The organism is Arthrobacter stackebrandtii (assembly GCF_017876675.1).
GTDB lineage: Bacteria > Actinomycetota > Actinomycetes > Actinomycetales > Micrococcaceae > Specibacter > Specibacter stackebrandtii.
The window spans coordinates 4,102,217-4,124,264 of the sequence record NZ_JAGIOI010000001.1 but is presented as its reverse complement, the minus strand read 5'-3'; the positions used below and the strand labels follow the sequence as shown (position 1 = coordinate 4,124,264).

The following is a 22,048-nucleotide window of genomic DNA, read 5'->3' as shown; positions in this document are numbered from 1 at the left end:
CTGCCCTTGACGGCAGCCCTGCCAGATTCACGGACGGGACGGCCCGTCTGTTCATGCGACACGGGGACGGCCCCGTGGAACAGGTAGCCCCATGGTCTCCCAAACTGCACGCTCCATTTTTACGCGCACCGCCATCATGCGGATCATTGTCGGCTGGGGTGCCGTGGCCGCACTCATGCTTGCCGCGCCGCTGCTGGAACCGCCCGTGCCCACGCCCCTGCTGGCCACCGCGCTGGCCGCCATCATCGCGGTCATCCTCCTCTGTTCCTTCGGTGTGGTCCACGAGGCCGAACACCTGGCCCGCCGCCTCGGCGACCCCTACGGCTCACTGGTCCTGACGCTTTCGATCGTGCTGATCGAGGTGGTGCTGATCTCCGCCGTCATGCTCGGACCCGGCGAACATGCCACGATCGCCCGCGACTCCGTGTTCGCGGTGTCCATGATCATCCTCAACGGCGTGATCGGCCTGTCCCTCCTGTTGGGCGGGCTGCGGCACGGCGGCCTGCGCCACAACCGCACCGGCACGTCCGCATACTTCGCCATGATCATCGTGCTGGCCTCGCTCGCATTCGCACTTCCCGCGCTGATCGGGACCGGCGGGTCCTACACCACGGGCCAGGAAAGCCCGATCATCCTGCTGTCCATGGGCCTCTACGCGTTTTTCCTGGTCCGCCAAATGGGCGCCCAGGCCGGCGACTTCACCGAGGTGGACCCCCGCCTGCCTGCCGCTGCTGCCACGTCCGACGCCGGCACCGCCTCAGGCGCCCAGGTCCCCGCCCAGCGCCGGCCCATCACCGAGATTCTCGCCGAGCACCGCGCCGAGGTGCTGCTGCGCCTGGGCGTCCTGGTGGTCACGGTGCTGCCCATCGTGCTGCTCTCGCATGACATGGCCGCCCTCCTGGACGACGGGCTCGGCCGGGCCGGCGCACCTGTCGCCCTCTCGGGCATCCTGATTGCGATGATCGTGTTCCTGCCGGAGACCATCACCACGATCCGGGCAGCCCTGGCGGGGGAGGCGCAACGCGTCAGCAACCTGTGCCACGGCGCACTCGTCTCCACCGTGGGCCTGACCATCCCGGCAGTGCTGCTGATCGGGCTGTTCACAGGCCAGGCCGTCACGCTCGCCGAGTCCCCGGCCAACCTGCTGCTGCTAGGTGTCACACTGCTGCTTTCCATCACCACCTTCGCGTCGAAGAAGGCCACGGCCATGCACGGCGCGGCCCACCTGGCCGTCTTTGCGGTCTACGGCCTCGTGGTCTTTTCCTGACCGGGTCCGCGCAACGTGCAGTAACACTTAGGCGACATTCGCAGTAACGCTATCTATGCTTGCCGTTGTGAGCAATGACAGGGCCGGCGACATCGCCGAGAAACTAAGGCAGCAGGCGGCAGCAATGGACTCGGGGGACAAGCTGCCTTCGGTGCGCACCCTCGCCAAGGCCTACGGGGCGAGCCCCGTCACCATCACGGCGGCCATCACCATGCTGGCCGAGGACGGGATCGTGCGCCCGGAGCCAGGGCGCGGCACCTTCGTGGCGCCCCGGCCGGAACCGGAGGAAAGGTCCGGCTCCCTCCCGGGGACCGCCGATGAACCGGACTATGCCTGGCAGTCGTCCACGCTGGGCCGCACCCGGGTGGATCCGGGCCGGGCCGGTCGCTTTGGCTCGGCGGGAACCGCCGGACACGTCCAGCTCTCCTGGGGCTACCTGGCGCCGGAACTCCAGCCCTTCGACGAGCTGCGCACCATTGGCTCCCGCTGCGCCAAAAGCCACCGCGCATGGACCATGGCGCCTCCCATGGGCCTGCCCAGCCTGCGGGAGGCCTTTGCCTCGGAACTGGGCGCCCACCGGGACGAGGTTCTGGTCATGCCCGGCGGCCAGCAGTCGCTCGCGTTTGCCATGCGCACCCTTGCGGACCCCGGCTCAACACTGATCACCGAAAGCCCAGGCTACCCGGGAGCAACGATTGCTGCGCAGGCGGCCGGGCTCAACATTGCCGCCGTGCAGGCCGACGCCGAGGGCATCATCCCCGCCCAGCTGGCCGACGCACTGGAACGCACCCGTGCCAGGCTGATCTACCTGCAGCCCGGCTGCTCCAACCCCACAGGCGCCGTGCTCAGCCCGGAACGCCGGGAGCAGGTGCTGGCACTGGCGACGAAACACGGGGCCTTCATTATCGAGGACGACTGGGCCCGCAACATGTCGCTCGACGGTGCCGCCGCGCCCCAGCTGTTCACCCAGGACACCGACGGACACGTGGTCACCGTCGCCACGCTGAGCAAGCCGGCCGCCCCCGGGCTGCGCGTGGGAGCCATAGCCGCCCGCGGCCCGGCAGGTGAGCGGCTGCGCACGGCACGCATCGCCGACGACATGTGCGTGCCCGCGCTGACCCAGGAAATTGCTCTTGCCCTGCTCAGCTCGGCAGCCTGGCCGCGCCACCTCGGGCGCCTGCGCTCGGGACTGTTGGAACGCCGTGACGCCATGGTCGCCGAAGTTCACGGCGCCATGCCCGGCACGCGTGTTGCCACGGTCCCGGCCTCCGGCATCCACCTGTGGGTCCGGTTGCCGGTGGGTGCGGACTCCACCGCCCTGGCCGCCGCCGCAAGCGCTGCCGGCGTCATGATCGGTGACGGTCGGCAGTACTACGTCGACGAACCCCCTGCCCCGTACATCCGCCTCTCCTACAGTGCCGCCTCGATCCGGCAGATCCGGGCCGGTATCCAGCGCGTTGCCGGCCTGCTGGAACTGCAGGGCTCAGCCGGGCGCTGATACTGCAGCGGCGCCGTCGCCGGGCTGGTCTCCTCCAACGGTGCCAGCCGGGGGCCGGCGCATGAGTTCGACGGCGGCCACGGCGGCCACGGCCCCCGCCACGGTCCACAGGATCACGCCCACGCCCAGCGGCCGGACAAACAGGATGATCGCCGCGGCCCCTGTTGCGATGGCGGCGCGCACCAGCGTCCGATGGCTGTGCAGCCAGGTACCCGTCCTGCCCGTGCTGACACCGTGGCCTTCGGCGCTGCTGCGCACCCAGGCGGCCCCGGACACGAAGAGGCTGCGCAGGCCCCGGGCCGGCGGAAACGGCCCGGAAAACCATGCGGCCACGGCAACACACACAGCCAGCACCAGCGCGGACACGCCGGTTGCTGCCATGCCGGAAGTCACCGTCCCAAAAAGAAGCCGGGCCACATCGACCGGAATCAAGGCGGGTGAAACTGATCCCACGAAAAATGTGCGGCCCACCGCCAGCCCGCCGAGCAGCATCACCATGGCCAGGGCAAGGCCGAGGCCGGCCCACACCAGGGCGGCGTGGCGCCGCCGCGCCACCAGCACCCCGGCAGCCAGGAACAGCAAGGCGGTCCATGGCAGCCAGGCACCGGCCGCCAAGGCAAGATTGTAGACAAGCTGGAGGGAGGGGAGCTGCTCGGCATGCGTCACCGTGATGGTGCGGTTGACGGCCGGTATCTGCTCGGCAAACGTCATGCCGCGCTGCAGCAATTCTGACTTGACGCGCTCCACGATTGGGCCCAGCTGAACGCCGACCGAGCCGTCCTGCCCAATGGCCACGGCAGCCCGCGGATCGTTTTGCAAGGTGGCTGTCAATTGCGCATGGGTCAGCCTCAGGGCGTCCTCCCAGGTCTGCGCAAACGCGTCGGAGGCCACAAATGATGCAACTGTCGATTCCACCAGCGACGTCACGCCCTGTGCGGCGGGCCCCTTCAGCGCCTCGAGTGCCTTCGTCGCCGCGGGACCGGTGCCGAGCTCGGTGATGCCGTCAAACACCTGGTCCGTCAGCTCCGCGATGTCCACATGTTCTTCGATCACGGCCAGCGTTTCTGCCGTGATGAACGTCTGGATCCGCCCGTCCCGGGCCAGCGGCGAGTAGCTTACGACGAACCGCTGGGTGTCGCTCAACTGCACCTTTGCCCACGACGCGGCCACGGCCATCGGTGCCAGGAGCGAACCGAAGGTGAGCAAAACAGCGGCCAGCAGGGTCCAGCCCCGCGTCCGCGCCCTTCTGCCCCGCGTGTGTCCCTCCGTGCCGCCGGGCGCCTGCCGTGCACCTTGTCCGCCGAGGGCCCCGGTCAAGGCTGCGTTTTCCTTCCGCGGCCGGGCCGGCCCATCCGCGCGGCCCGGTGTTTCCCCGTTGGGGTGCATTCGAGTAGCCACGTCATCTCCGCTCCGGGACGGTGCCGCGTGCACCTCCGTGCTGAATGTACCGCGGCAGAAGACCTCAAGGCATCACCCGCAGCGGATGAAGATTGTGTGCACGGTTGCAGCGCGGCCGTCGCCGGGACGAAACAGGGGTGAAGTCCGGCCCGCCCGCGGTGTAGTCACGCTGTGCACTGGACATGGGAGGCGGCTTGCTACGGCAGGCTGCAGGGGGAGGAGCTGGCATGACCGGAAGGGCTTTGACGGGATGGGCTGCCTTCAGGCAGCGCAAGTCCGCCCACAACCTGGGGTCCGGGGTGGCGCTGCTGCTGTTGGCCTGTTCCTACGGTTTCAGCGCGGCCCAGGACAGCCCGGAGCCGAGCGAGGTCGCACTCCTTTTTCAACTGGTGACTGTGGTGGTCATCCTCCGGGTGACGGACGTCAGGACACTGGTGATGCGCCTGGCCGCGCTGACGGCCTTCGCGGCCGGGGTGGCGGTTCTGGGCGTTGCGGTTGCCGGCTCCACCGGGCACCTGCTGGATGCCATGCTCTCGGCAACGCCCATCGTGGCCTACATGCTGGCGGCCGTGGCAATTGGCGTGCATGAGTCGCACAAGAGCCGCGTGGACGGGCAGACGCTGCTGGCCGCCGTCGCCATGTACGTGCTCCTCGGGATCGTGTTTGCCTTCGTATACAACTTCATTGCCCTGGTGATGCAAGTGCCGCTCTTCAGCAGCGGCGAACCGAACTCCTTGACCAGCCAGTCGTTTTTCTCCTTCACCACGCTGACCACGACAGGCTACGGCGACAAGGTGCCCGTGGGGCCTGTGGTCCAGAGCATGGCCATCCTGGAAGCCGTGGTGGGCACCCTGTTCCTGGTGATCGCCATGGCCCGCGTCGTCTCGGCTTGGAAGCCGGCGCCGCGCCGCGACCCAGAGGCACCCAACCGGGAACAGTGGACACCCCGGCGCGGCCGCACGCGCCTGCAGGTGCAGGCGGGCAGCGCCATGTCCCGGCCCACGGGTGGCCGGCGGGCTGTGTGTACCCATTGTGGGCGCCGCCGGCCGGTACACCGCCCGTGATTCTTGGCGACCCACCCTCGCGCCGGCCTGCAACAGGGTCCTAGAGTGGAGGGGAAGAAGGCATCGTAACGAGGGGAAGCTCATGAGAATTGCAGTAACCGGCGGCAGCGGAAAGCTGGGACGGCACGTGGTGCGCGGACTGGCCGCGGACGGCCACCAGGTGTTCAACCTGGACCGGGCGGGGGAGCGCGGCCCCGGCACGGTGGCAGTTGACCTGCGCAACTACGGCCAGGTGCTGGATGTGCTCCTTGGCCTGGACGACCGCCACAACGGCTTTGACGCACTCGTGCACCTGGCGGCCATTCCAGCACCCGGACTGGCCCCGGACGCGGCAACCTTTGAAAACAACATGCTGTCCACCTACAACGTGTTCCAGGCCGCGCGCCGCGCCGGGATCAAAAAAATCGCCTATGCGTCAAGCGAGACGGTGCTGGGGCTGCCGTTCGACACCGCCCCTCCCTACCTGCCCGTGGACGAGGAATACCCGGCCCGCCCAGAAAGCACCTACTCGCTGGTCAAGCACCTGGAAGAGACCATGGCGCGGGAGCTGGTGCGCTGGGATCCGGCACTGTCCATCTGCGCCTTGCGCTTCTCCAACGTCATGGACGAGGCCGACTATGCAGCATTTCCCGGATATGACGCCGACCCGCTGGCCCGGAAATGGAATCTGTGGGGTTACATTGACGGGCGCGACGGCGCACGGGCGGTGGCCTGTGCGCTGGCCACGGCACGGCCGGGATTTGAGGCCTACATCATCGCCAACGCCGACACCGTCATGTCCCGGCACAGCGCCAGCCTCGCGGCCGAAGTCTTCCCTGGCGTCGAGGTGCGTCGGGAGCTGGGGGAACACGAAACCCTGCTGTGCATTGACAAGGCACGCCGCCTGCTCGGCTGGGAGCCCGAACACAGTTGGCGCACGGCCCGGGAAGCGGCCCCGGGCGGCTGGGACTGAGCTGCGGATCCGCAGCACACCACGAAAAGAGGAGAACCATGGAATACCGGACATTGGGCAACAGCGGCGCCGTCGTTTCAAACTACGCGCTGGGGACCATGACCTTCGGTGCGGAGGCTGATGAGGCGGCCTCACACGCCATCCTTGACAACTACCTGGCCGCAGGCGGCAACTTCATCGACACGGCAGACGTCTACACCGCCGGCGCCTCGGAGGAGATTATCGGGCGCTGGCTTGCCGCACGCCCCGGGGTGAGGGACGCCGTCGTGCTGGCCAGCAAGGGCCGCTTCCCCATGGGAGGCCTTCCGAACGATGTCGGGACGTCAAGGAGGCACCTCACCCGTGCCCTGGATGATTCCCTGCGCAGGCTCGGCGTGGACCATATAGACCTGTACCAGATGCACGCCTGGGACCCCATCACCCCGGTCGAGGAGACGCTGCGGTTCCTGCATGACGCCGTCACGGCCGGGAAGATCGGCTACTACGGCTTTTCCAACTTCCTCGGCTGGCAGCTGACCAAGGCGGTGCACGTGGCCCGCTCCCACGGCTGGAACCTGCCGGTTACACTGCAGCCCCAGTACAGCCTGCTGGTGCGGGGCATCGAGGCGGAAATTGTGCCGGCGGCCCAAGACGCCGGCATGGGGCTGCTTCCGTGGTCGCCGCTGGGCGGAGGCTGGCTGAGCGGCAAGTACGTGCGGGACCAGGCGCCGGCCGGTGCCACCCGCCTGGGCGAAAACCCGCAGCGGGGCATGGAAGCCTGGGCCGAGCGCAATGCCAACCCGCACACGTGGGACGTGGTCGCGGCGGTCTCTGACATTGCCGCGGCGCGCGGAACCTCCCCGTCGCAGGTGGCCCTGGCCTGGGTGGCCGGGCGGCCCGGGGTGACTTCGGTGATTCTGGGGGCGCGCACCACGGGGCAGCTGGCCGACAACCTTGGTGCCGCCGAACTGGCCCTGACGGCCCGCGAAGTCGACCAGCTCACCCTGGTCAGCGAACCGGACCTGGGCGTTTACCCGTACGGTCCGAAGGCGCAGGAGCAGCGCAGCAGGAAGATCGCCGGCGGCCGGTGAACCGCACCGTCCGGCTGCGCCTGCCGTTCACGGGGACCTGGCTGGTGCAGAACAGCCCGGCCCGGCGGGTGCCCAGCCATGGCACGGAGCTGCTGGGCAGCTCCTGGGCCATTGACTTTGTGGGCGTTGACGGCTCCGGAAGGAGCGCGCCGGGGCGCGACTGGCGCACCGTTCTCGCCACCGAGCCGCCGGAGCGGTTTTTCGCCTTTGGCCGGGCCATCCTTGCCCCTGCCGGCGGCGTGGTGGTTGCTGCCCACGACGGCGAGGAGGACCATGCGGCCCGGCGCTCGCAACTGGCGCTGCTGCCCTACATGCTGGGCCAGCCCGGGAGGCTGCGCCGGGGCGCCGCCGCCCTGGCGGGCAACCACGTGGTCCTGCAACTGGAACCGGGCGTGTTTGTTGCCCTGGTCCACCTGAGGTGCGGTTCGATCCGGGTCGCCGTCGGGGACACGGTTGCGGCAGGCCGTCTGCTGGCCGAATGCGGAAACTCAGGCAACTCCACCCAACCGCATGTCCACGTCCAGGCCATGGACAGCATGGACCTGGCCGTGGCCCGGGGCCTGCCGCTGCGTTTCAGCAGCTTCCGCGAATGGCCGCGCCGTTCCTCCGGACCAGTGGACCGGGGATCCGGGCTGCCCGGTGAGGGCTCGGTGGTTGAGCCATTCTGAGGGTTGGGCTGTGAAGGCTCCAGGCCAGGTGCAGGCCACCTGGGTCAGTGGATCTGCTCTTCCCAGTTCCTTGGCAGCCTGTGGGCCGGGCCCGGCACGGCCTGGTCCGCCGGGTGGTGTTCGGGAGGGGCCAGTTTTGGGCCGTTCAGGAATTTTTCCGTGCCGTAGTCCCAGAACCAGTGTTCGCCGGGTTCAAAACTCTGGATGACAGGGTGGCCCGTGGCCGCTGCGTGGGCCGAGGCGTGCTGCGCAGGGGAGCTGTCACAACAACCGACATGCCCGCACTGGGCGCAGCGGCGCAGGTGGACCCACCACCCGCCGCCCGTCTCGCACTCGGCGCAGCCGTTTCCGCTTGGCGGGACCGTGGGATCGATGCCGGCAGTGGTGTTCATGGGTGCCTCCTCCCGCAGGAATGCCTGCTGGATCCAGCCTACGCCAGGTGGCGGCCCCAGCCCACTGTGCGGTGCAGCACCCCGAACGGCACTTTTGCCGACGGCGGTTCTCACTCCGCGGACAGGGCGCTGATGACGTCCTTGCGCAGACCCAACACCGTGGGCAGCAAGGTCGCCACCAAAACCAGAGCCCCGCCCAGGGCCGCAACGGCAGCCGCAGCCCCGAAGGCGAAGCGTGGCGCGGTCCCCGGCTCCGAGACGCTCAATCCGGCAGCAATGACCACGCCGCTGCCAACAATCACCACGAACGCCAACAAGCTGGCCGTGACGACGTAAACCAATGCCTCAAAAAGCGCGGCTAGAACAAGTGTTCGATGCGTCGCGCCGCTTGCCTGCAGGAGTCCCAGCTCCTGCCCGCGAGTGCGGCTGCCCATGAACACCACCACGGCCGATGCCACCGCAGCCAGCAAAATTGGGCCGCCGAGCATGATGACAAGTTGTTCCACCGCAACGCTTTCGCCCTTGAACTGCGTGGCCGCCGCCGTGAGCAGCCCGCCTGTCAGGCTGATCCCCACAAAGAGGGGAGTGATGGCGGCGGTGCTGTAACCGAGCCGGTGCCGCGCCAGGAACCAGGCGGAGGAGACGCTCCCCGGAACAAGCGCGGTCCAGGCCGCAAGCACCAGAGGGTAGAGGAAAGGCCCAAGGAAGAGCACGACGGCGGCCATCGCCGGTGCGATCAGCGGCGTGATGCCGGGGGCCGGGTCAGGGACGAACATCTCGGCGGCGATGCCGTACAAGCCGGAGGCTGCAAGGGCGAAGAACACCCAGCGCAGCCAACCCATGGCCCTGCCCTTGGGCTCAGCCTCGCGCAGCACCTCCAGGGGTTCGGTCCGGGCGGCCCTGCGTGCAGGCCGCCACCCACCCACGAAGACCAGAAGGCACACGGCGAACAGGGTGCCCACCACGGTGGGCAGGCCAAAGGCGACCTGGATGCCGTGCAGGATGGAATCTGCCGGGAAGCCCCAGCTGAAAATCGATCGTGCCAGGGGCGGCGCTGCCGCAATGCCGAGCAGCGAGCCCGCAAGGGCCACCAGCAGCAGCTGGGCCATGACAATGGCGCCCACGGCACCGGACCGTGCGCCCAGCAATTGCCACAGGGCGTAAGAGCGTTGCTGCAATTGGACGGTGAGGGCGGCGACACTGCCCAGCACACCCATGGCACTGACGCCACTGAACATGAGGATCATCCCGGCCATGCCCGCAAGGCCCTCCTGGAACTCTCCCCCCAGGACAAAGCCCGTTTCTGCCACGGACACCCCAATGGACAGCACCAGGCCAGCCGTTGCGGCGAGAACAAGGACGCCCAGCCACGTCCGCCACTGGGTGCGAAGGTCGGCAAGCAGCAGGCGGGTCATCGCGTGAGAGCCGATCCAGCCGAACGAACAGCACCAAGCACAGCATCAGGAGTGGGGGAGTGCAGTTCCGTGTGGATGGAGCCGTCACGCAAGACGAGCACCCGGTCTGCGAGCGCAGCAGCTTCAAGGTCGTGGGTGACCAGGACAACCGTGGAGCCTGCCGCGGCTGCCGAGCGAAGCAGCGCCAGGACCTCGGCACCATTTGAGGTGTCGAGGGAGCCGGTTGGTTCGTCGGCAAACACTACGTCCGGCCGGTGTGCCAGGACCCGGGCAATGGCCACCCGTTGCTGCTGGCCCCCGGACAGTTCGCCGGGCCGCTTGCGCCCATGCTCCGAGAGCCCCACGGAAGCCAAGGCGGCAGTAACAGCGGCTGCGTCGAGCGGACGCCTGGCCAGCCTGGCAGGCAGCGCAACATTCTCACGGGCGGAGAGGGACGGCACCAGGTTGAACTGTTGGAAGACAAACCCCACATGGTCCCGACGAAGGGCCGCCACGCGTGGACGCCGCAGGCTTGCGAGGTCTTGGCCCATCAAGGTGACCATGCCCGACGTCGGGCTTTCCAAGCCTGAGAGGCAATACAGGAGGGTGGACTTCCCGGAGCCGCTGGGACCCACAATGGAAACCATCTCCCCGGGCATGACGGCCAGGGAGATGCCACACAGCACAGGGACGGATGGTTCCTTGCGTGAACGGGAGGGAAATGACGTGGCCAAGGAATCGGCGGCAACGAGGGGCGGGTTCATGCCCACAGTCCATCAAGGATGCCCTGTGAATACAGTGGAGCAGGGGCCACACTTGGGGGTGGTGCAGGCTCTACCCTGCCCGGGAGCGGGCATGGAACGAGATAGCCTGAAGCCATGAAAACAACGGCGTGGGGTGCGCTCGCAGCCAGGCCGTGGCAGTTCTGGGCCTCACGCTGGCCGTGGCTCGCGCTGCTCTACATGCTGCTCAGTGCGGTGCTGGGGGCGGTGCTGCTGCCCGTCGTCGTGGCAACCTTTGTCTTCATCCCCTTCTGGGGACTGGGACTGGGTGCACTGGAGCGGCGCCGCGTCCAACTGCTCGGCTTCGCACAGGTGCCCTCCGCCCATGCGCCGGTGGCCCGCGAGCAGCGCTACATCTGGCTCAACATCCGCATGAGCGAAGCAGCCACCTGGCGGGCCGCAGGAAACCTGGTCACAACACTGCTCCTCGGCTGGCTCGCCCTGGCTTTACTCGCCGTTGAGATTGCCGCGCTCGCGGTCATGGTGACCATGGTGGTGGCGGCCTCCCGCGGGCCCTCTGCGGTCACGCTTTTCGGCGACGTGCAGATACCCCTGGCCCCCAGCCAAGTGTGGATTGTGTGTCTGGCGGGGGTGCTCCTGCTGGCCGCGCTGCCCTACATCAATATGCTGTTCGCCGCCGGCCAGGCCTCGCTGGCGCGCTTCCTGCTGGCACCGCGAAATGTGGAATTGCAGCGCAACCTGGAGCGGCTCACATTGTCACGGGTCTCGCTCGTGGCGGCGTTCGAGCAGGAGCGCAAACGGATCGAGAGGGACCTGCACGACGGCGTCCAGCAGGAACTCGTGGCACTTTCCGTTGCGCTGGGGCTGGCCGGGATGGACCTTGAGCTGGTCGAACGCGCCGGTGCGCCCGTCGCGGAGGCCAGGGCGTCGGTTGCCACCGCCCACGACCAGGCCGAGCACGCCCTGCGGTCCCTGCGCACCACGGTCCGTGGCATCCACCCCGCAGTTCTGTCCGACCACGGACTTGAGGCTGCCTTGGCCGAACTGTGTGGCCGGGCCGGGCTGCCGGTGACCCTGGAAGCAACCGTGGGCCGGATGGACGCTGCGACGGAAGCCTGTGCCTACTTCACCGCCAGCGAGGCCATCGCCAATGCGCTCAAGCACTCGAACGCCACGAACGTCAGTGTGAGGGCCCGCCATGATGGCGGCGCCCTGTTGCTGAGCGTGGCCGACAATGGACACGGCGGGGCGGACACCTCCCGTGGCACCGGCCTGCGCGGTTTGAGTGAACGGGCCGAAACCCTCGGCGGTTCACTCACCCTGTGCAGCCCCGTTGGCGGGCCAACCACGCTGGAACTTTCCCTGCCCGCAGAAGCCGGCCATCCGGCGTCGAACATTTCCTGAGAGAAGGCAGCACCCATGCGCATCATCCTGGCCGAGGACTCCTCCCTGCTGCGGGAGAGCCTGACCAGCCTGCTGGAAAAAATGGGGCACGACGTCATCGCCACCGCCGTGGACGCACCCGGGCTGGTGTCCGCCGTTGAGGCCGCGGATTGCGACGGAGGCCTGCCGGACCTGGTGGTCACGGACGTGCGCATGCCCCCGCGAAACCAGGACGACGGCTTGCAGGCGGCCCTGGAGATCAGGCGCGTACACGGGCCGGTGCCGGTCCTGGTGCTCTCGCAATACGTGGCCGACGCCTACGCCGCGCAACTGCTCTCGGGGAGTGACGGTGCCGTGGGGTACCTGCTCAAGGACAGGATCGGGCGGATCGCCGATTTTTCCCGCGCCCTGGAAACCGTGGCGTCCGGCGGGACCGTCATCGATCCGGAAATGGTGGCGCACCTGATCGCGAAGAAGACCGGCAGCCCCATCGCATCGCTCACCCCGCGTGAACGGGAAGTGCTGGCGCTCATGGCGGAGGGGCTGGCGAACCAGGCGATCGCGCAGAAACTGGTGGTCGGCGACGCCGCCGTGGCCAAGCACATCGGCAACATCTTCGCCAAGCTCGGCCTGGTGCCGGACGACGGGCACCGCCGGGTCAAGGCTGTGCTCCTGTTTCTGGACGGGTGAACATGTGCGCCGCTGGTGCGTGCCCGTGCGCCGCGGAGGCAGGACCTAGAACGCTTCCCCGGCCAGTGCCCTGACCTGTTCGGGAGTGGTCCGGCCCAGGCGGTCGTCGAGGGTGACCTGCAGCCTGGCCGCCGCGATCTGGACGCGGCGTTCACCAGGGGACGGTTGCAGTGCCTGCACGGGGCGGACAGGTTCCTCGTTGTCGCGGCCGCCGCTCCCGCTGTGGGGATCGCTGACGCTGGCCCAGGCGGTGTCGAACAGTTCCAGTTCCTCGGCGCGGGCCAGCGTGCTGCGGGCCAGCACCTGCAGGGTGGAGAGGCCAACGGCCCTGGTCGCGGGACGGCCGTCCAGTGCACGGTCCAGCGCCCATTCGGCGCGCCGCCACCATTCGCTGCGGTCGTCGGCGCGGCGTTTTTGTTCCAGTGCCCTCTCATCCGCTTCGCGTTTTTGGGCCAGTGCGAGCGCATCAGCGCGTGTCCGCTGCCTGAGCGTAAAGGCGCCCAGGACGGCAGCCGCCCCGGCACCCAGCAGGACCGCGAGCGGGCCAAGCGCCCCAAGGACCTCCCACCACTGCGGAGGGGAGGTGGCGAGGGCGGTGATGACCGGTGCCGGGGACTGGGCCATGGGGCCAGTCTAGGCGCCAGCCAAGGGAGCCGCCGGCAACTGCCCGGGTCTGCTTGTCGATCCGGCCCCGCCCCGATCGTCACCACTGTGCACGCACACTGCGCGCAGCCGCCGGGGCACACGCCCTGGTGGGCCGGCCGCCGTCGGACATGGACGGCGGCACCATCACGAAGGAGAATGAACCATGCGATACACACTGCTTTTGCACTATCCGGAAATGGATGCCGCCACGCTCGGCGAGGAGGTGCTGGCCGCGGGGCAGCAGGCTTTTGCCAGCTACGCCGCCACGCTGCACCAGGCCGGCGTGCTGCTGGCCGCCGAGGTGCTCCAGCCCTCCGCCAACACCACCACGCTGACCATGGCCGGCGGCGCACTGCACGTGCAGGACGGGCCGTTCGCCGACACCAAGGAGCAGCTGGGCGGCACCTTCGTCATCGACGTCCCCGACCTCGACGCAGCCATCGAGTGGGGGCGGCAGGCCCCCTCAATCGAATGGGGCGCCGTTGAAGTCCGCCCGGGAGGCGTGTTCACGGTCGACGGCGCGTGGGTGCCCAATACGTGAGCGGAGGGGAGGCGTGGGGGGTCGCCGGGCGGACGGCACGCGCCTCGCATGGCCGCCTGCTCGCACTGCTCGCGGCGCCGACAGGCGATTTGGCGGGCTCCGAGGATGCGCTCTCTGCAGCGTATGAGCAGGCGTTGGCCAGCTGGCCTGCCGGCGGGGTGCCCCGCAACCCGGAGGCCTGGCTGCTGACGGTGGCGCGCAACCGGCAGCGGGATTCCTGGAAGTCTGCCTACCGGCGCTCGTTGGCTCCCCTGGAGGCTGCGGACCGGCTGGGAGCCCCGGATGAACGCCTCGAGGAGGTCGAGGTGGACGCCATCGGCGACAGGCGGCTGGAACTGCTGTTCGTTTGCGCCCATCCCGCGATCGACCCGGCCGTGCGCACCCCGCTCATGCTGCAAACCGTACTGGGCCTCGACGCCGCCCGGATCGCTGCCGTATTCAACGTCCCCGCCTCCGCCATGGCCCAGCGACTGGTGCGGGCGAAGCGGCGGATCAAGGAAGCCCGCATTCCGTTCGTGGTTCCCGGGCGCCAGGCCATGCCGGAGCGGCTGCCCGCCGTGCTCGAGGCGGTCTATGGCTGCTACGCCATGGCATGGGACCAGGACGGGCCGGGCATGGGTGGAGCTGAAGTCGATCTGCGCGGGGAGGCCCAATACCTGGCCCGGACCCTGGCTCGGCTGCTGGCCGGCGAGTCCGAGGCATGGGGACTGGCCGCACTCATCACCCTTTCCGTGGCAAGGGACCGGGGCCGGACGGGGTCGGAACGAGTCCCCGCCGGCCCGGTGCCCGCCTACCTTCCGCTCGACGAACAGGACCCCGGCATGTGGGATGCCCGCATGATGGCCGAGGGTGACGCACTGCTGCGGCGTGCGGCGTCCACTGTCACGCCGGGCAGTGCACCCGGCCGGTTCCAGCTCGAGGCTGCCATCCAGGCCGTCCACTGCGCCCGCGCCCGCACCGGTGCCACGGACTGGTATGCGCTGCGAACCCTCTACACCGCGCTGGTGGCTGTGGCTCCGGGACTGGGCGCGCGTGTGGCCCTGGCGGCCGTCATCGGCAGGGTCGATGGGCCCGCAGCGGGACTTTCGGCGATTGAGCGCATAGGCGACGGTGCACCTTGGGAGGTGCGCTCCGCCGTCGAACGTTTTCAGCCCTACCATGCGGCACGGGCTGAGCTGCTGGCCGGGGCGGGCCGCAGGGCTGAAGCATCTGCCGAGTTCGCCGCCGCTGCCGACATGGCCAGCCGTCCAGGGGTGCGGGACTACCTGCTGCGCCGTGCGGCGGACATGGGCCCCGCGTGAACCTGCCCTCAGCGCAGTGCAGCGACCGTGCTGTTCTGCGCGGAGCTTGGTGCCGGCGTGACGCATAACAGCGCTCCGCGTCGTGCCAGCCGCCAGCGTTGCGCAGAACAGCACGCTTGGCCCGGGCTTCAGCACGACGGCGCCCGGCCCACCCGCCGCAGGTAGGCCGCCGTCGGGCCTGGCAGCCGCCGGCAGCAGCGGAGGTCAGACGAGGGAATCCTGCCACGCGCCGTGGAGGTCCGCGAAACGACCTCCGCCGGCGAGCAGCTCGGCGGGGGAGCCGTCCTCCACGATGCGGCCGTCGTGCATCACCAGGACCCGGTCCGCGATGGCCACGGTGGAGAGCCGGTGGGCAATGACAACGGCTGTCCGGGCGCCATCGTGCCTTGTGCCGCCCGCGCTGCCTGTGGCGGGAGCCGCTGCGCCACCGCCGCCGGCGGAGGAACCGAGGAGCCGGTGCAGGCCCTCCTGCACGAGGCGCTCGGAGGGGATGTCCAGGGAGGAGGTGGCTTCATCCAGTATCAGCACTGCCGGGTTGGCCAGGAACGCCCTGGCGAAGGAGATGAGCTGGCGCTGCCCGGCGGAGACGCGCCCTCCGCGCTTGTTGACGTCGGTGTCGTAGCTGTCGGGCAGGGCGCGGATGAACTCGTCGGCGCCGACGTCGCGGGCGGCGGCCTCAATCTCGGCCCGCGTGGCCGACGGCCGGCCCAGCGCAATGTTGTCTGCCACGGTGCCGCTGAACAGGAACGCCTCCTGCGTCACCATGACCACCGCACGGCGCAGGTCGTCGGTGGAGAGCTCACGCAACTCCACGCCGTCGAGCGCCAGGGAACCGGAACGTACGTCATAGAAGCGGGCCATCAGCTTGGCCAGGGTGGACTTTCCGGCACCGGTGGCACCCACCACGGCCACGGTCTGCCCGGCAGGGATGTGCAGGTCCAGGTGCGGCAGGATGACCGGCCCGTCGCCGTAGCCGAACTCGGCGCCGGTGAAGCGGATGTCGCCGCGGGCGTGCGGGAGCGGGACGGGATTGCGCGGCGGCCGGACCGTGGGCACCTCCTCCAGCAGCCCGGACACCTTCTCCAGCGCAGCCTGCGCCGACTGGAAGGAGTTGTAGAACATGGCCATCTGGCTCACCGGCTGGAAGAAGCGCTTCGTCGCCAGCAGCAGCGCCAGCAGCGCGCCCACCTCGAGCGCCCCGCCGAGCACGCGGTAGCCGCCGGCCAGCAACACGGCGGCCACCGCGATGTTCCCAATCAGCACCAGGCCGGGCTGGAACACGCCGTTGAGGTTGATGGAGCGGACAGTGACCCGGCGGTAGTCCTCAGCCAGCTCGTCGTAGCGGGCGGCGTTGTCCTCCTCGCGGCGGAACGCCTTGACCGCCCGGATACCGGTCATGGTCTCGATGAAGTGCACGATGAGCCGCGCCGAGACCACCCGCGAGGAGCGGTAGGCCGCCTGGGAGCGGACCTGGTACCAGCGCGAAAGGAAGTACATGGGCACGCCGGAGAGCAGCACCAAAAGGCCAGTCACCCAGTCCAGCGCGAAGATGGACGCGGCCGTGAGCACCATGAACACCAGACCCGACGCGAGTGAGGAGATGCCCGAATCCAGCAGCTCCCGCAGCGCCTCAAGGTCGGAGGTCTGGCGGGAAATGATGCGCCCCGACGTGTAATTTTCGTGGAATTCCATGCTGAGGCGCTGCGTGTGCCTAAACACCTGGATGCGCAGGTCCAGCAGCATCGCCTGGCTCAAACGCGCCGTCGCCGTCAGGTACGCGGCAGTCAGCCACGATGCGGCCAGGGCCGCCACCACGTAGCCGCCGCCCGTGAGCGCGAGGGGCAGCCAGTCGCCGTCGTCCAGTGCCGGCAGTGCGGAATCGATCCCAAACGCGATCAGCAGCGGCCCGGCCACCTTCGCCGCCTGTGAGAGCACCACCAGCGCCACGGTGATGCCAAATCTGACGCGGACCGGGCGCAGCAGGGTGCGCAGCAGCCTGACGGAACGCTGCCGCACGGCCTTGCTGTCGGCCCGGCTCAGCTCCACCCGGTCCTCGCCGGCGGTGCCCTGCGCCGTCTCTGCGTTGCGCGCATCCACGGAGACGGCCGACGCCGGACCTTGCCTGCGCTTGTCCCTGCGGCTCATGCTTTGGTCCCCTTTGAAGTGGTTGCGGCCGGGTTGGGTGCGCCGGTGCGCACCGCGACGGGCAGCGGCCCGGTGCCAAGGTCGTCCGGCAGTTCGTCGTCGAGCCCGCTGTCAAGGTCCTTGGGCTCGGTGTCCAGGCTGGCCAGGACGTAACGGTAGTGGTCGTTTCCGGCCAGCAGTACCGCATGTGTGCCTACGGCCGTAATCCGCCCGTCCTGCAGCAGTGCCACCCTGTCCGCCATGGCGACAGTGGACGGGCGGTGGGCCACAATCAGCGTGGTGGTGCCCTCCAGCACCTGGCGCAGCCGCCGCGACACGCGCTCCTCCGTGTTCACGTCCAGGGCAGACAGGGGGTCGTCGAGCACCAGCACGGCCGGCTTCGCCGCAATGGCGCGGGCCAGGGCGATGCGCTGGCGCTGGCCGCCGGACAGGCTGAGCCCTTCCTCGCCAATCAGGGTGTCAACGCCCTGGGGCAGGGTGTGGGCAAAGCCGGCCTGTGCCACGTCGAGCGCCTGTTCGAGCACCTCGTCGGCGGAGAGGCCCGGGTGGTCGGCCGCTCCCAGCAGCACGTTCTCTCGCACCGAGTTGGAGAACAGCGTGGTGTCCTCGAAGGCCACGGAGACGTGGGTGCGCAGTTCTGCCAAAGGGATGCGCCGGATGTCCACCCCGTCCAGCAGGAGCGCCCCGCCGGTGGGGTCGAACAGGCGGGGGACCAGGTTCAGCAGCGTGCTCTTGCCGCTGCCGGTGACGCCCACCAGGGCCATGGTCTCCCCGGCCCGCAGTTCCAGGTCGATGCCGTTGAGCAGGTCGGCCGTGCCCTCCGGGGTGTCGGGGAAGCGGAAGTGGACGTCCCGGAATTCCAGGGTTCCGCGCACTGCGCCCAGATGGACCGGCTCTTCCGGATCGGTGATGGTGCTTTCGGCGTCCATGACCTCAAAGTGCCGATCCAACGCAGTCTTGGCGGTCAGCGTCATGGACAGCAGTGGCCCCATGGATTCCACCGGCCCGGCCACCACGGCGGCGGTGGCGAAAAACGCAACAAGGGTGCCGACGTCGAGCCTGCCGGCGTGTACCAGCAGAATGCCCACCACGAGGCCCGCGGCCAGCGCCAGCTCGGGCAGCAGGGTGACCACCAGGGAGAAGGTGGCCAGCGACTTGGCCTTGTGGATTTCTGTGGCCTGGAGCTCCTGCGCCTGCCCGGCAAAGGAATCAAGCGCCTCCCTGCCGCGGCCAAACGCCTTCAGCACGCGGATGCCGTGGACGGATTCCTCCACCACCGTGGCAAGGTCGCCGGCCTGGTCCTGGCTCCTGCGGCTGGCCTGGCCGTACGAGCGGCGGAAGGTGAAACCGAAAATCACGATCGGCACGGCTGCCGCCAGGAAAATCAGGCCAAGCTCCCAGCTCATCGAAAACATCAGCGCCACGCCGATGGCCACGGTCAGGGCCGTCACCACCAGCATGATGGCACCGAATGCCATCCAGCGGCGCATGAAGTTGAGGTCGCTCATGGCGCGGCTGAGCAGCTGGCCGGAGCCCCAGCGGTCATGGAATTCCACGGAGAGGTTTTGCAGGTGGCGGTAGAAACTGGTGCGCATGCGTGTTTCCACCGTGGTGGCGGGAACGATCACCAGCTGCCGGCGCAGCACCAGCAGCCAGGCCTCCATGATGCCAAGGACCAGCACGACGGCGGTCCCCAGCCACAATGCGCCTGTGCCGTTTCCAGGTTGCAGGGCGTTGTTGACGAGGACGCGGTAGACCTGCGGGATGGCCAGCGCCACGACGCTTGCGGCGAGCGCCGAAAGGAGCCCGAAGATGAGCCGCCACATGATGGGTCTTAGTTGCGGTCCGATGCGGGCCAGGGATGAAAAGAGGGTCGTGTCGTGGTTCGCCATGCGCTTTAGTGAGAGTCCCGTACCTAGAATGTGCGTGTTCAATCAACTCTACGCCAGTGTGACGCCAGCCACGGAGGGGGCGCGCCCGCCAAGTCCCACACTCGGAACGCTGCGCCTGCTGATCGGTTGCTTTCCTGCCGCAGCACCGGATTCATCAGCGCCCGGGATCGAGTCCCTCAAACCGGTCCCGAGCCCTTTCAATGTCCATCATGTGCTGTGCCGCCCATTCAAGAAGCCTGTCAATGGGGTCCCGCATGGTCTTGCCCAGCGGAGTGATGCGGTACTCCACGGCCACGGGGCGCGACGAGATGACCAGCCGCTCAACCACGCCGTTGCGCTCCAGCCGCCGCAACGTGTTCGTCAGTGACTTTTGGCTGACTGCCGGAATGGCGCGGCGCAGTTCATTGAACCGCTGCGGGGCCGTGCACAGCTCCGCGAGGACCTGCAGGGACCACTTGTCCAGTACTTGATCAAGCAGCTCCCTGTGTGCCATGGAGATCGTCATGACCTCTGCGGGGGTCTCCCCGGGGGAACCAGGTTTCGTTGCAGTGACTTCCATGCACCAAGTATATGTTTTATACCTGCAATCCTGCAGGGTCATCAAGGGAGCAGACCATGCCAGTTCAGTATTTGAGTCCATCCGCCTTGGTTCCGGATGCGCCGTACCACCATGTCGCCGTCGGAACGGGCACCAGGCAGGTCCACGTTGCCGGCCAGGTTGCCCACATGTCGGATGGCCGGGACGTTCCGCCGGGGCTTGCTGCACAAGTTGCCCAGGCGCTGCGAAATGTTGCCCAAGGGCTTGCAGCGGCCGGCGCCGGATTCAAGGATGTGGTGAGACTGACGTTTTATGTCACGGACTGGAGCCCGGACCAGATGGAGGGGTTCATGGCGGGGGTGGAAATGGCTGCGGCTGACACGAACTTGACGCTGCCCATGCCGCCGGCGTCCCTGATAGGAGTTGCGCAATTGTTTGAGCCGGGCCTTCGCGTGGAAATTGAGGCCACGGCCCTGCTGGATTGAAACTGTCCGGGTGGGACACCACAGGAGAGTGTGTCCTGGTGCCCCACCCAGGGACTAATCCGTTTCGGCATGCATCCTTGCCATGAAGTCATGGACCTGGGACTGCAACGAGGCAATGCGTTCCCGGCGCGCCGCGTCAACATCGAATCCAACATACGCCGGCGGCGCGGGCCGCCGGACATTGGTGGAGCATTCAAAGTTGGCGCACATGAGGGTGGCCACCGTGTTGCCGTTGCGGCCGGCGGCACCGGGTCGTTTGGCGGTGAAATAAACGACGTCGTTGGGCAGGGTGACGTCCTCGCACCAGGCGCATTGGGCCCGGGAACGAATCCGGCCTTCGACGTGCCGGAACAACAGTCCGGAGGCAGTCCCGTCAACCCAGGCAATGACGTAGCCAATGCCGGGGTACTTGCGGTCGCGCCAGCCGATGAAGTCAAGGTCCTCCCACCGGGTGGACTCAAAGTCCTCCGGCAGGGTCAGGTTGTTGCGCTCCCTCATCGATGCGTTGGTGAAGGAGGCGCGAATTTGTTTTTCGGTCATGGGAAGCATGGTTGAAGTGTCGATTCTGTCCCGCCCGCGCGGGCGTGCCGCCGCGGGCTGTGTGGTGTGGTGGAGAGTTGCCGGCCGGGCGTAGGCGCGGCTGGCGGGCGGCTGCACTTAAGGGGCCGCAATTCACTGGTGGGACAGGGCTATCTGCCGCCGGCCTGGGAAATGCCGGCGACCTCCAAACGCCCTGAGGGCTTTGCAACAGCAGAAAAATTCAACACGCGTGAGAGTCTACACCCGCCGTGGGTGGCACCGAGCCGGAGGAAAGTGAGCATTGATGCGACGGCGTCGGGGCGAAGCGGCCCGCCTGACTCTTCCGTGGAAGCGGTGGTGCAGACTTTGCGGCCCACCGGGTCTTGGGCACACTGCCGCGCGCAGAGGAAGGGGCAAAACCGCATGCCGCGGGCCCTGCTTCGCCGAAGATGGGTCAACCCCGCGAAATAGGCGTGCTACCTACACCTGTCTCGCGAGCTTCACCCCGGTTCGGTGATTGCGGCGTGGAGGCGCGGCGGGTTTGGCCCCGGTTCGGCGGCCCGGACCAATGGTGGAGCCACAAGTGAAACAAGAGTCGGGAAAGGTTGACCAATGCTGCGCGGGCGTCGTGGAAAAACCAGCCATTGCTGCGAGGGCGTTGGGAATGAAAATGAAAGAGGGGCGAAAGGTGTGGGCCGGCCGTGATGGCCGGCCCACGTGGTTGGCTACTTGCGCCTTCTGCGGCAACAGGCCACGACGAGCACCAGAACGGCTGCCGCAGCCAGCAGCGGGGCAAACCGCTTGGCCAGCACCGGAAGGATCGCCGAACCCAAGTCCAGTTCGGCGGCAGCGGCGGGCGGCCCGGGATGGGGCGGCGGGGGAGCGGCGTGCCTGGGTTCACTGCTGCCCTGCGGCGGGGCGGGTGGCGCCGGCGTGCCCGGCGTGGCAGCGGTGACAGGCGCGGGGGCCGCGGCGACCGGCGGCGGCACGGAACCGGCCGGCGCCTCCACCGCCGCCTCCGGCTCCTCCGCCTTCTTGATGACGCACTGCACAAACTGTTCCAGGAGCTTGTCCGAGATGTCCTGGATGACGCCCCGGCCAAACTGTGCCGGCTTGCCCGTGACGTTCATGTCGGTGGACACGTCCACCTGCGTTCCGCTGCCGGCCGCCGACAGCACCGCCGTCACGGTGGCACCGGCCGTGCCGTTGCCGCGCTTGTCCTTGCCCTGCGCCTCAATCACCACGGTGTGCGACGCCTCGTCGCGGCTCAGAAACTGCCCGGTCCCGGCATACATCATGGCGATCGGCCCCAGCTTGACCTTGACCGTGCCGGTGAAGGTGTCGCCCTCCACGCCGGTCAGCGTGGCGCCGGGAAAGCACGGGGCAATCTCCTCCAGCTGGTTGAAGGAGTGCCACGTGTCCTCCAGCGGTGTGGGCACGGTGAAGTGGTGCTTGAGTTCCAT

Annotated in this window: 21 protein-coding genes; 11 read left to right on the top strand and 10 right to left on the bottom strand. The window is 68.3% G+C overall.

Going from position 1 to position 22,048, the window contains the following annotated elements:
• Window positions 1-91 precede the first annotated feature (91 nt).
• Both JOF48_RS18050 and JOF48_RS18045 read left to right on the top strand, forming a co-directional pair.
• Complete coding sequence (locus tag JOF48_RS18050) at window positions 92-1,267, top strand: calcium:cation antiporter (protein ID WP_209683228.1); 1,176 nt, start codon at window positions 92-94, stop codon at window positions 1,265-1,267.
• A 67-nt stretch (window positions 1,268-1,334) separates the two neighbouring features.
• On the top strand, window positions 1,335-2,765 hold the full coding sequence (locus JOF48_RS18045; protein WP_209683226.1) for an aminotransferase-like domain-containing protein: 1,431 nt from the start codon (window positions 1,335-1,337) through the stop codon (window positions 2,763-2,765).
• Here JOF48_RS18045 and JOF48_RS18040 read toward each other — a convergent pair.
• Entirely contained in the window at window positions 2,751-4,082 is a 1,332-nt protein-coding gene (locus JOF48_RS18040; RefSeq protein WP_209683224.1) for a hypothetical protein, read from the bottom strand. The genes JOF48_RS18045 and JOF48_RS18040 overlap by 15 nt on opposite strands.
• 308 nt (window positions 4,083-4,390) lie before the next feature.
• Between JOF48_RS18040 and JOF48_RS18035 the strand changes: the two genes are divergently transcribed.
• From JOF48_RS18035 to JOF48_RS18020, 4 genes are all read left to right on the top strand, one after another.
• A complete protein-coding gene (locus JOF48_RS18035; RefSeq protein ID WP_209683221.1) occupies window positions 4,391-5,227 on the top strand; it encodes an ion channel in 837 nt (278 codons plus the stop codon).
• A gap of 82 nt (window positions 5,228-5,309) precedes the next feature.
• Entirely contained in the window at window positions 5,310-6,179 is an 870-nt protein-coding gene (locus tag JOF48_RS18030) for an NAD-dependent epimerase/dehydratase family protein (protein ID WP_209683219.1), read from the top strand.
• A 38-nt stretch (window positions 6,180-6,217) separates the two neighbouring features.
• Window positions 6,218-7,249 (top strand): aldo/keto reductase, encoded by a 1,032-nt coding sequence (locus JOF48_RS18025; protein WP_209683217.1) that lies wholly within the window; start codon window positions 6,218-6,220, stop codon window positions 7,247-7,249.
• On the top strand, window positions 7,246-7,917 hold the full coding sequence (locus tag JOF48_RS18020) for a M23 family metallopeptidase (RefSeq protein ID WP_209683215.1): 672 nt from the start codon (window positions 7,246-7,248) through the stop codon (window positions 7,915-7,917). The genes JOF48_RS18025 and JOF48_RS18020 overlap by 4 nt, the downstream gene beginning before the upstream one ends.
• 44 nt (window positions 7,918-7,961) lie before the next feature.
• Here the strand turns inward: JOF48_RS18020 and JOF48_RS18015 are convergent, their stop codons facing one another.
• The 3 genes from JOF48_RS18015 to JOF48_RS18005 all read right to left on the bottom strand — a co-directional run bounded on the left by JOF48_RS18015 (window position 7,962) and on the right by JOF48_RS18005 (window position 10,467).
• Window positions 7,962-8,309, bottom strand: coding sequence for a UBP-type zinc finger domain-containing protein (locus JOF48_RS18015; RefSeq protein WP_209683212.1), 348 nt, complete (start codon window positions 8,307-8,309; stop codon window positions 7,962-7,964).
• Between the two features lie 110 nt (window positions 8,310-8,419).
• Complete coding sequence (locus JOF48_RS18010; RefSeq protein ID WP_209683210.1) at window positions 8,420-9,724, bottom strand: ABC transporter permease; 1,305 nt, start codon at window positions 9,722-9,724, stop codon at window positions 8,420-8,422.
• Window positions 9,721-10,467 carry an ABC transporter ATP-binding protein gene (locus tag JOF48_RS18005; protein WP_209683209.1) on the bottom strand — a complete coding sequence of 249 codons (747 nt, stop codon included), beginning with the start codon at window positions 10,465-10,467 and terminating at the stop codon, window positions 9,721-9,723. The genes JOF48_RS18010 and JOF48_RS18005 overlap by 4 nt, the downstream gene beginning before the upstream one ends.
• Before the next feature lie 114 nt (window positions 10,468-10,581).
• Here JOF48_RS18005 and JOF48_RS18000 point away from each other — a divergent pair, with 114 nt between their 5' ends.
• Both JOF48_RS18000 and JOF48_RS17995 read left to right on the top strand, forming a co-directional pair.
• Window positions 10,582-11,850 (top strand): sensor histidine kinase, encoded by a 1,269-nt coding sequence (locus JOF48_RS18000; RefSeq protein WP_209683207.1) that lies wholly within the window; start codon window positions 10,582-10,584, stop codon window positions 11,848-11,850.
• 15 nt (window positions 11,851-11,865) lie between these two features.
• Window positions 11,866-12,519, top strand: coding sequence for a response regulator transcription factor (locus JOF48_RS17995; RefSeq protein WP_209683205.1), 654 nt, complete (start codon window positions 11,866-11,868; stop codon window positions 12,517-12,519).
• Between the two features lie 45 nt (window positions 12,520-12,564).
• Here the strand turns inward: JOF48_RS17995 and JOF48_RS17990 are convergent, their stop codons facing one another.
• Window positions 12,565-13,143 carry a hypothetical protein gene (locus JOF48_RS17990; protein ID WP_209683203.1) on the bottom strand — a complete coding sequence of 193 codons (579 nt, stop codon included), beginning with the start codon at window positions 13,141-13,143 and terminating at the stop codon, window positions 12,565-12,567.
• A 184-nt stretch (window positions 13,144-13,327) separates the two neighbouring features.
• Between JOF48_RS17990 and JOF48_RS17985 the strand changes: the two genes are divergently transcribed.
• Entirely contained in the window at window positions 13,328-13,705 is a 378-nt protein-coding gene (locus tag JOF48_RS17985; RefSeq protein WP_209683201.1) for a YciI family protein, read from the top strand.
• Window positions 13,702-15,006 carry an RNA polymerase sigma factor gene (locus JOF48_RS17980; protein ID WP_209683198.1) on the top strand — a complete coding sequence of 435 codons (1,305 nt, stop codon included), beginning with the start codon at window positions 13,702-13,704 and terminating at the stop codon, window positions 15,004-15,006. The genes JOF48_RS17985 and JOF48_RS17980 overlap by 4 nt, the downstream gene beginning before the upstream one ends.
• 204 nt (window positions 15,007-15,210) lie before the next feature.
• Here the strand turns inward: JOF48_RS17980 and JOF48_RS17975 are convergent, their stop codons facing one another.
• The 3 genes from JOF48_RS17975 to JOF48_RS17965 form a co-directional block, all read right to left on the bottom strand.
• The gene (locus tag JOF48_RS17975; protein ID WP_209683195.1) at window positions 15,211-17,151 is read right to left on the bottom strand and encodes an ABC transporter ATP-binding protein; all 1,941 of its coding nucleotides are present in this window, start codon (window positions 17,149-17,151) and stop codon (window positions 15,211-15,213) included.
• Entirely contained in the window at window positions 17,148-19,043 is a 1,896-nt protein-coding gene (locus JOF48_RS17970; RefSeq protein ID WP_209683192.1) for an ABC transporter ATP-binding protein, read from the bottom strand. The genes JOF48_RS17975 and JOF48_RS17970 overlap by 4 nt, the downstream gene beginning before the upstream one ends.
• Before the next feature lie 154 nt (window positions 19,044-19,197).
• Complete coding sequence (locus tag JOF48_RS17965; RefSeq protein ID WP_209683189.1) at window positions 19,198-19,602, bottom strand: winged helix-turn-helix transcriptional regulator; 405 nt, start codon at window positions 19,600-19,602, stop codon at window positions 19,198-19,200.
• Between the two features lie 56 nt (window positions 19,603-19,658).
• Here JOF48_RS17965 and JOF48_RS17960 point away from each other — a divergent pair, with 56 nt between their 5' ends.
• Complete coding sequence (locus JOF48_RS17960) at window positions 19,659-20,066, top strand: RidA family protein (RefSeq protein WP_209683187.1); 408 nt, start codon at window positions 19,659-19,661, stop codon at window positions 20,064-20,066.
• Window positions 20,067-20,120: 54 nt separating this feature from the next.
• On the opposite strand, the gene JOF48_RS17955 is transcribed toward JOF48_RS17960, so the two are convergent.
• Window positions 20,121-20,606: an FBP domain-containing protein gene (locus JOF48_RS17955; protein ID WP_425353726.1), complete on the bottom strand. Its 486-nt coding sequence runs from the start codon at window positions 20,604-20,606 to the stop codon at window positions 20,121-20,123.
• 704 nt (window positions 20,607-21,310) lie between these two features.
• Window positions 21,311-22,048 (bottom strand): SRPBCC family protein, encoded by a 738-nt coding sequence (locus JOF48_RS17950; RefSeq protein WP_209683181.1) that lies wholly within the window; start codon window positions 22,046-22,048, stop codon window positions 21,311-21,313.

Bases quoted from the DNA above. Each gene is read 5' to 3' on its own strand.
- JOF48_RS18050 (WP_209683228.1), top strand. From the start codon at position 92: ATGGTCTCCCAAACTGCACGCTCCATTTTTACGCGCACCGCCATCATG.
- JOF48_RS18035 (WP_209683221.1), top strand. From the start codon at position 4,391: ATGACCGGAAGGGCTTTGACGGGATGGGCTGCCTTCAGGCAGCGCAAG.
- JOF48_RS18030 (WP_209683219.1), top strand. From the start codon at position 5,310: ATGAGAATTGCAGTAACCGGCGGCAGCGGAAAGCTGGGACGGCACGTG.
- JOF48_RS18025 (WP_209683217.1), top strand. From the start codon at position 6,218: ATGGAATACCGGACATTGGGCAACAGCGGCGCCGTCGTTTCAAACTAC.
- JOF48_RS18015 (WP_209683212.1), bottom strand. From the start codon at position 8,309: ATGAACACCACTGCCGGCATCGATCCCACGGTCCCGCCAAGCGGAAAC.
- JOF48_RS18010 (WP_209683210.1), bottom strand. From the start codon at position 9,724: ATGACCCGCCTGCTGCTTGCCGACCTTCGCACCCAGTGGCGGACGTGG.
- JOF48_RS18005 (WP_209683209.1), bottom strand. From the start codon at position 10,467: ATGAACCCGCCCCTCGTTGCCGCCGATTCCTTGGCCACGTCATTTCCC.
- JOF48_RS18000 (WP_209683207.1), top strand. From the start codon at position 10,582: ATGAAAACAACGGCGTGGGGTGCGCTCGCAGCCAGGCCGTGGCAGTTC.
- JOF48_RS17995 (WP_209683205.1), top strand. From the start codon at position 11,866: ATGCGCATCATCCTGGCCGAGGACTCCTCCCTGCTGCGGGAGAGCCTG.
- JOF48_RS17990 (WP_209683203.1), bottom strand. From the start codon at position 13,143: ATGGCCCAGTCCCCGGCACCGGTCATCACCGCCCTCGCCACCTCCCCT.
- JOF48_RS17985 (WP_209683201.1), top strand. From the start codon at position 13,328: ATGCGATACACACTGCTTTTGCACTATCCGGAAATGGATGCCGCCACG.
- JOF48_RS17975 (WP_209683195.1), bottom strand. From the start codon at position 17,151: ATGAGCCGCAGGGACAAGCGCAGGCAAGGTCCGGCGTCGGCCGTCTCC.
- JOF48_RS17970 (WP_209683192.1), bottom strand. From the start codon at position 19,043: ATGGCGAACCACGACACGACCCTCTTTTCATCCCTGGCCCGCATCGGA.
- JOF48_RS17965 (WP_209683189.1), bottom strand. From the start codon at position 19,602: ATGGAAGTCACTGCAACGAAACCTGGTTCCCCCGGGGAGACCCCCGCA.
- JOF48_RS17960 (WP_209683187.1), top strand. From the start codon at position 19,659: ATGCCAGTTCAGTATTTGAGTCCATCCGCCTTGGTTCCGGATGCGCCG.
- JOF48_RS17955 (WP_425353726.1), bottom strand. From the start codon at position 20,606: ATGACCGAAAAACAAATTCGCGCCTCCTTCACCAACGCATCGATGAGG.
- JOF48_RS17950 (WP_209683181.1), bottom strand. From the start codon at position 22,048: ATGGAACTCAAGCACCACTTCACCGTGCCCACACCGCTGGAGGACACG.